The organism is Methylophaga sp. UBA4204 (assembly GCF_002379485.1).
Taxonomy (GTDB): domain Bacteria; phylum Pseudomonadota; class Gammaproteobacteria; order Nitrosococcales; family Methylophagaceae; genus Methylophaga.
In genome coordinates this window covers 20,075-27,370 of the sequence record NZ_DFTU01000090.1, presented here as the reverse complement: position 1 = coordinate 27,370, position 7,296 = coordinate 20,075, and the positions used below count along the sequence as shown (strand labels likewise).

Annotated in this window: 5 protein-coding genes and 2 pseudogenes; 2 read left to right on the top strand and 5 right to left on the bottom strand. The window is 46.7% G+C overall.

From position 1 onward, the window contains the following. A pseudogene (locus B3182_RS13495) lies at nt 1-699 on the bottom strand (apolipoprotein N-acyltransferase); the annotation flags it as partial. Nucleotides 700-982: 283 nt separating this feature from the next. On the opposite strand from B3182_RS13495, the gene cadR reads away from it, so the two are divergent. Beyond that, nucleotides 983-1,417, top strand: a complete 435-nt coding sequence (gene cadR, locus B3182_RS13490) for a Cd(II)/Pb(II)-responsive transcriptional regulator (protein WP_292753093.1) — start codon at nt 983-985, stop codon at nt 1,415-1,417. Nucleotides 1,418-2,170: 753 nt separating this feature from the next. On the opposite strand, the gene B3182_RS13485 is transcribed toward cadR, so the two are convergent. Beyond that, a complete protein-coding gene (locus tag B3182_RS13485) occupies nt 2,171-2,797 on the bottom strand; it encodes a cation transporter (protein ID WP_292411796.1) in 627 nt (208 codons plus the stop codon). Nucleotides 2,798-3,134: 337 nt separating this feature from the next. Between B3182_RS13485 and B3182_RS13480 the strand changes: the two are divergent. Next, nucleotides 3,135-3,675: pseudogene (locus B3182_RS13480) on the top strand (type I glyceraldehyde-3-phosphate dehydrogenase); the annotation flags it as partial. A gap of 302 nt (nt 3,676-3,977) precedes the next feature. Here B3182_RS13480 and B3182_RS13475 read toward each other — a convergent pair. The 3 genes from B3182_RS13475 to B3182_RS13465 all read right to left on the bottom strand — a co-directional run bounded on the left by B3182_RS13475 (nt 3,978) and on the right by B3182_RS13465 (nt 7,296). Continuing rightward, nucleotides 3,978-4,319, bottom strand: coding sequence for a type II toxin-antitoxin system HicB family antitoxin (locus tag B3182_RS13475; RefSeq protein WP_289245076.1), 342 nt, complete (start codon nt 4,317-4,319; stop codon nt 3,978-3,980). After that, nucleotides 4,316-4,570, bottom strand: a complete 255-nt coding sequence (locus B3182_RS13470) for a type II toxin-antitoxin system HicA family toxin (protein WP_292411797.1) — start codon at nt 4,568-4,570, stop codon at nt 4,316-4,318. The genes B3182_RS13475 and B3182_RS13470 overlap by 4 nt, the downstream gene beginning before the upstream one ends. A 68-nt stretch (nt 4,571-4,638) precedes the next feature. Next, nucleotides 4,639-7,296: a DEAD/DEAH box helicase gene (locus B3182_RS13465; protein ID WP_292411798.1), complete on the bottom strand. Its 2,658-nt coding sequence runs from the start codon at nt 7,294-7,296 to the stop codon at nt 4,639-4,641.

Below are 7,296 nucleotides of genomic sequence, written 5' to 3'. Positions count from 1 at the left end.
GTGCTTCGTAAGCGCCTGATAGCGCTCAATTGTGATTTCCCGGTAATCCGGGTCCCATTTCTTGTCTTGCGCGATGTTTCCTTGCAAGAGGGCGACATCGATAGGGTCAGCGGCTGGCTGCGTCCACTCGCGGTCCAGGAGCTGCAAGCCAGCGAGAGTAACGATTAACACGGCACCGGCTACCGCTGCACGGCGCAGGCTTGGGCCTAAGATAACCCACGCAAGACCGCCGGCGAACAGTGCCACCAGAAAACTCACGCCAAGCACACCAAAGACAGGAGCGATAGTGGCGAGTGTGGTGTCGGTCTGGCTGTAGCCGATAAAGAGCCTGGGAAAGCCGGCCAAGAACCAGGTGCGCATCCATTCACTCAGCACCCATGCCGCTGGTAGTCCTAGCCAGAGCGCCATCGCATCCATCTCAGGTCTCAGGCGGCGCACGAGATAGGCGACGCCCCATGGGAAGAGGGCGAGCAGCGAGACAAAGGCCGCTGTGGCTAACGCCGCCACCACAGGGCCATTGCCGTACTGGCTGATGCTGATGAAGACCCAGGAGACACCTACGCCGAAGTAACCAAGGCCAAAGAGGTAGGCCGACCATAGCACCTGACGCTTTGAAGATTGCGCGGTCAGGGCAAAAAATGCAGCCAGAGCGATCATTGCAAGCCATGCCCAGCCCACAGGGGCAAAGGCAAGCGGCATGGCGCCTCCGGCAAGTAGAGATATCCCCCTTGTTAGAAGCGCCTTGTGGCGCATGCCCGTGGAGGGTAGCGCGTACTTATCACCCAATGCTCTCGCCTCCGAAGCCAGTATCAACCCTGTGGCTCATGCTTTTTTGCTCCGCTCAATTCAGTCCGCAGCCACAGGGGCCATCACAAGATTTACTCATGACACGGCACCACTTGAACAATATGGTGTTACCATTCAAAACCATATAGTAACTATAAGGTCAATAAAAACATACCATCTGTTGAGGAGAAGCATGATGCGCATTGGACAGTTGGCACGGTCAGTAGGGGTCGATACTCAGACTGTCCGATTCTACGAACGGGAGGGCTTGTTGCCACCGCCAGATCGGCAGGAAAACGGTTACCGCGCCTATACCGAGAAGCATGGTGAGCGGCTGGCCTTCATCCGTCACTGCAGAATCCTAGGCCTGTCACTGGCTGAGATTCACGAGCTACAAATCTTTCAAGACGATCCTCATCAGCCGTGTAACGCGATCAACGCCTTGCTTGATGATCACATCTCTCATATGCGGTCGCAGATAACTGCTCTGCAAGCGCTTGAGCAACAACTCGTTTCACTGAGGGCGAGTTGCAACGAGGGTCGGGAGATCAATGCCTGCGGCATCCTGACGGGGATCAGCGAGGAGAGCAAACAACAGCTGTATAGGGCTAGCTCAGGCCGTAAGGACTGAGCAGAGACATGCCGGACCTTGCAGTGACATTGTGAATGCATGGTGTGTTGATCGCGAAGCCTCACTGCGTATCTCGGCATGCGAACCTGGGCGTTGCTGCAAACTTGCAGGGGCCGTGAAGAAGAGTCGTCATCAACCAGGTAATCCGCTGAGCTGATGGTTGGTTCCGTCATCATGATATGAGCCAATCAACCAAAAAATCCGGATACCCCTTTTTTGGTGATTCCTTTGTCTATGTCATTTTCGATGACAACACCGATCTGTACTGGGCCCGCTCCCGGGTACTGGAGTACCTGAGCCAGGTGGCCGGGCAATTGCCCGATGCCGCNNTGTGGGGTTCTTGCTGGAATTAGTGAAGGAAGCTTGCATCAGCAGTAGGTTGGAGCACCAAACAGATAATCCGATGAGATGTAGGAGTGCCTCACTCCTCCCATGCAAAGGTAAGATCCACAATTTAATCCGCTTATCCTAAAAATTAAAAATACCGTAGCGGAAGCTTTAAATTCATTTAATCTAGCTCGCTAATACACTAAAAATCGGGCTTAGAGAAGAAAATTGCAGGGATAAAGTCGATTTCCAGCACAATCATTTATAAATCTTTTTACTGACTAATTTCTGATGCTGACTTAAAACATTTTATACCATATCCTTAAATTTGGATATAACTATTGTGTTAAAAAATATTTAACACAAGCATACGAATAAAATAGCGCATCAAATTAATTTCACACATTAACAGCCAATAAATATCTTTTAATTATTTTTCCCACGATGCTTGGTTCCTTGTTCCTCATGAATGTCCATATGAGCATCGCGTAATATATTGATAGCGCCATACAGTGCAATTCCTGCTACTGCGACCCCGACAAATAAATCGGGTAAATTGGAATCTGTCCAAATAACGACAATACCCGCCAGAATTACCCCGCCATTTGCGACGAAATCATTAATGCTGAAGGTAGTAGCTGCACGAAGATTCACATCCTTACTTTGCATTTTTTTAAGCAAATAAAGTGATAAGAGATTCACGACCGCTGCAACGGCAGCCATTGACATCATCATTGTCCCGGTTGGTTCAGACCCTTCAAAGTAACGACGAATGGCATCCAGCACGACCCCGGCAGAGAAAACTAGCAACATGAAGCCGGAAAAACGTGCTGCCCCTCGTTTCCATGTACGTGAGCGGCTCAATGCAAGTAGACTTAATCCATAAACAATAGCATCGGAAGTGTTGTCAAGACCATTGGCAAATAAAGCGTTAGAATTACCAACATATCCTGTCACTAAAAATCCAACTGCAATAGCAACATTGAGAATGAGAACAACCCAAAGCGTTCGACGCTTATCAGCTGAGCTGAGCTCAAGATTGACATCTGTCATATGTTCCTCCTTAACAATTAATTAATGAGCTGAGTTAGTCAAAACTACTTGACATTGAATCAACGTATTCAAGTTTGAACTTATCAACTGTATTTACCGAGTATCGTTGAATAGAATCAAACGTTAGACACAATATGTTTACATTTGAATATTATCAATTGCTCGTACTTGTGGTGAAGAAAATAGCCTCTGAAGTTGCCCCTGCCAAAGCAGAGAGTACTAATTCGCCATTTTAGAGCCGGCTAGTCTAGCGATGACATCATTTTCAATCAGTTGTTCGGATGGGAACTATTATAATCTTCGAATCAACCAGCGAGCTGAGCCATTACCGTTACTGCAGATCGTTACCGTTGCGTCTTGCACTGCTAACAGTTTGGCGCCGATAGTGAAAGTAATCCATGAAAATATCGGTATCCGTCACAGCTCTATCACAACGATTCACTGCTTAATCAACGGTCAAAGTATTCTTGATCAGCCACACAAAGATCTGCGCCGAGCTCGCGCCAGCAGCTTAAGTTTGATCCCGACGACAACGGGGTCGGCCACAGCTATCACAGAAATTTTTTCCGGATTTGAAAGGACGTATCAATGGTCATGCTGTACGTGTGCCATTGGCAAATGCTTCTTTGACTGACTGCGTATTTGAAGTTGAGCGCACTACTACAGTTGGCGAAATCAATCAGCTTCTGAAAGAGGCAGCCCAAGGTGAGCTTAAGGATATTCTTGGGCACGAGGAACGTTCGCTAGTCACCATCGATTATAAGATCGACCCGCGCTCATCCATTGTCGTTAACGGCCCTGATCTCGTTACCGCTACTACCTCATTAGTATTAATGGTTCTGACTCATAAGTATCCACTGAACCCAAATTGGTGCTGAAGCGACGATATGAGAGAAATCTTTCACGCTCTTCACATACATACTATTTCACTTACTAACCGCAAGTTCGCTGATTTGAGAGGTATAACTGGCTTTAATATGTAAATTTTTGAAATACTATAAAAAATAATTATTACTGATACCTAATAACTAAACTATAACATGTTACAAACTACGGTAACTAAGCTGTGCTTTTTGCACAATGACGTATATGAGGCTTGGCTTTCAGCACCTCCTGAACGAAGCAGAGTTTCTTCGTCAATATCCTCCAAAGCTGATGAAGGTTTCTGACTAGTTTGCGTTTAGGCTCTTACCCTTTCATCTAAAACGTCTTCAACTAGCCTGTTTATACTAATCCCTTTTGATTCTGCGGTGATGGCCAGACGCTCATGCAACGATGGAGAAATACGGACGTTGAATCGACCCGAAAACTGTTTTGTGGGCTTGATACCACGTTTTCTGCAAGAATCAAGAAAGATTTGGAGTGATTTCATAGCTTCGAGCTTCAATCCACCCGTGTCGTCGGCATAGAAGTCAGCACCGCCATTAAGGCCAACAAACTCTCCACGAAACATTTCAATTTCCGGATCGTATTTGACCACGGCCTTATAGCCACCGACGTTCATTACATTATATTTGCTCATGGTTTGACCCCCTGGCTTTTTAACCATTCTCGAATACTCGAAACAGCACCCTTATCAGTGTCTGGCCTTGGATGTGGCCGGTGGAAAACACGCACCTGTCCGAAGAGAAACACCTCAACACGTGATCCTTCACGTTCACTAATTTCAGCGCCCAGCTCAACAAAGAGCTTTTCTATATCAGGCCACTTAATGTTGGCACTGACGGGCCTAGAGAAAATCTGTTTTAGTGTGATCTCGTGCTTTTTTTTCATTAATTATAGTATCACCTTTTAGTACCAGTGTTAAATGACAATATAAAATCGTCATTTGGTGCATTGACTCACTTAATATCCTCTCCCGAAAGTGATTGCTGCCAGCTATCCTCCATCAGCATTGTGAACGACATGCCTCCGCCAGCAGCTTCAAGGGTGAGTTCGCCACTCTTAACAGCAGTCTGCACATGCTCTGTAAGTAGCTCAAATAAACGACGTTTGTATTCTGTGTCATCGTTTCCTTTCAGGTGCTCGCCTTTGGTCTCAAGCACACTGAATCGGCGCACACCACTGCCGTTATCTTCAACACAAACCAACAGATCTGGATATACTCGCTGCCGTTGCCAGCCCTGCAGGCTGTAATTAGATTTTTGAACCGCAATGCGATGCCACCAGTAAACGCAGTCTCGTGAATCAAGATACCAAGCGGTATCTCGCTCAAGGTTATTAAGTTCGCTTTGATAAACTTTTTCAAACAAGCTTTTTTCAATGTCGGAACCATCACGTTTGCGAAGGATCTGATCGTCTTCGTTAATGGTTACTTCAAGAGTTCTGGCCAGCTCCCAGTTCAGTTGCTTGTTCTGTGACGCCATCAATCTCAGTGAAATATCGCCAGATTCAATTTTCTCGCGAAACAATGACTCTGACAGACTACTAACCTGGCTACGTAAATCTAGCTTCATCGAACGAAGCAACTCCATTCGGTTGGCGTAGATCTGAGCGTCTGTAATTGACCGGGAGCGAAGAATATCCAGCGTTTCTTCCAGTATTCTCATGGCCTGCCAGGGGTTTGGAATATGCTCACCCAGTTGCCTAACGAGAAATGGAATATCGAGGCCGGTAAGGGTGTCATAGTCACTTACCTGCTGTTCCAGCTCTAAGCCAAGGATTTTCTGACCATCTTTATTGGTGTCTGAATATCCAATCTTGGCAATAGTCCGCTGAAGTTTATCGTCTGCCAGTTCGATGGCTTGTGCGTTACTGAGAAAAGATACCGAGTCCCAGTCGATTTCCCCCAAAATATCCCGGTCATAGTCAAAAGCCCTGAAACCACCAGCCGAAGTACTATCTTTGTGCAGGATTCTGGGCAGGAATATTTGAGGGATTGTTTGATATTTATCACGCAGCTTCAGGGTCTCTTTGCGTTGCACTTTCGCTTGATTCGATGGATCTTGAGTTCTTACGCTTCCAGCGATGTCACCCATACCTTCTTCCTCAAGTCCTTTTCGGACACTATCAACTGCATCGTTCACGTCCTGATCAAAAGTGAAGACATAGCACTCATCTAGTGCGGGAGTGTGTGTTAACTCAGCGTGTGGTTGGCGTAGAACACGGCCAATCATCTGTGTAATAGCGGTATGTGCAGTCATTTTTGAGAGAATTGTAAGGATGTAAGCAAATGGGCAGTCCCAACCTTCTCTCAGGGCATCCTTTGTGATTATGTATCGAACCTTGCATGTATCAAGCATCAAATCATCATCACCGAGCTCATCAGAGTCAGATGTTTTGAGTCGTATTTCATCTTCGTGCACTCCAAGCTGATCTTGCAAGTACTCCCTGGCATCCTCTGCGTGGATATAGCCACTATCTCGTTGATTGTCGCCGGTACGCTCTACACGAATAACCATAATGGGCCGAATATATCGGCCATTATCACCTTGAAGCTTAACCGCACTTTTCTGTAAAGCGGTCAGCTGCTGGTGGGCAAGAGTTAACGTATGTTTCCAATCTCCTTTTGCCTCATTGATGACATTAATAGGCAACTTAATCATCTCTTCGTCTTTGAGGTTAGAGCCCGGCACATTCACCAGAACATTTGAGTGATGTTTTCCACCAGAATTTGGGGTGGCAGACAGTTCCAAGATAAATTTAGGATTAAAGCTGCACAGGGTTTCTCTTGCTGTATCACTATATGCCTTGTGGCCTTCATCAATAACAATTACCGGTCGAGCAAGCCGCATCACATTTCCCAGGCTCTGCTTGATTGATACCGAGGCAGGTGCAACTCCATCTTGCCAGCCATACTCGGTCAAATCATTGGTGTCGAGGTTGGAGACGGATTTTAACAAGGCATCGTTGGCTGGTGAGTCGTCCTCAATCGGAAAAAAAGAAGTGAATTTACCGCTATCACGAAACATTCTGAGCGTTTCTTTTGATTTTCGGGCGGCTGATGGAAGCATGAGCAGCATCACACAGAGGCTTTCCTCAATGTCACGTCTCGTAAATGCGTCATTCTTCTCCAGCATTTTCACGCGGCCGCCAGAGGCACGCTCCAGAATTTGGCGGTATGGATGTTCTCTGTTGGCCAACTGCTTCCATGTTTGTTTGTAAATGGCATCAGAAGGGACAACCCATATCACTAAGCCAGATTGCTGGCGGAATAAATCAGTTTGCAGTCGTTCAACTGCAGCCGCACCGAGTAATGTTTTGCCACCACCAGTGGGAACCTTCAAACAAATATTTGCTATGGAGCGATCAAGCCCATCATAGCGGCTGATGTAAGGAGGTGGCACTAAGCCACCTTGCTTGGTCATAAGATAAGGTAGTCGTCTTTCTTGGACAAGTTTATCCCACGCTTTTTCGGCACAATTAGAGAGTGGTACCGACTTTCCCTTGCTGGTTTGGAATGCCTGATAGTCCTCAGCCTCTTCTTTCTCCTCAGCCAGCGTCTGGATGTAATAGTCGAGTTTGTCGAGTACGCCTTGCTGGTATTCTTTGAACTCCAT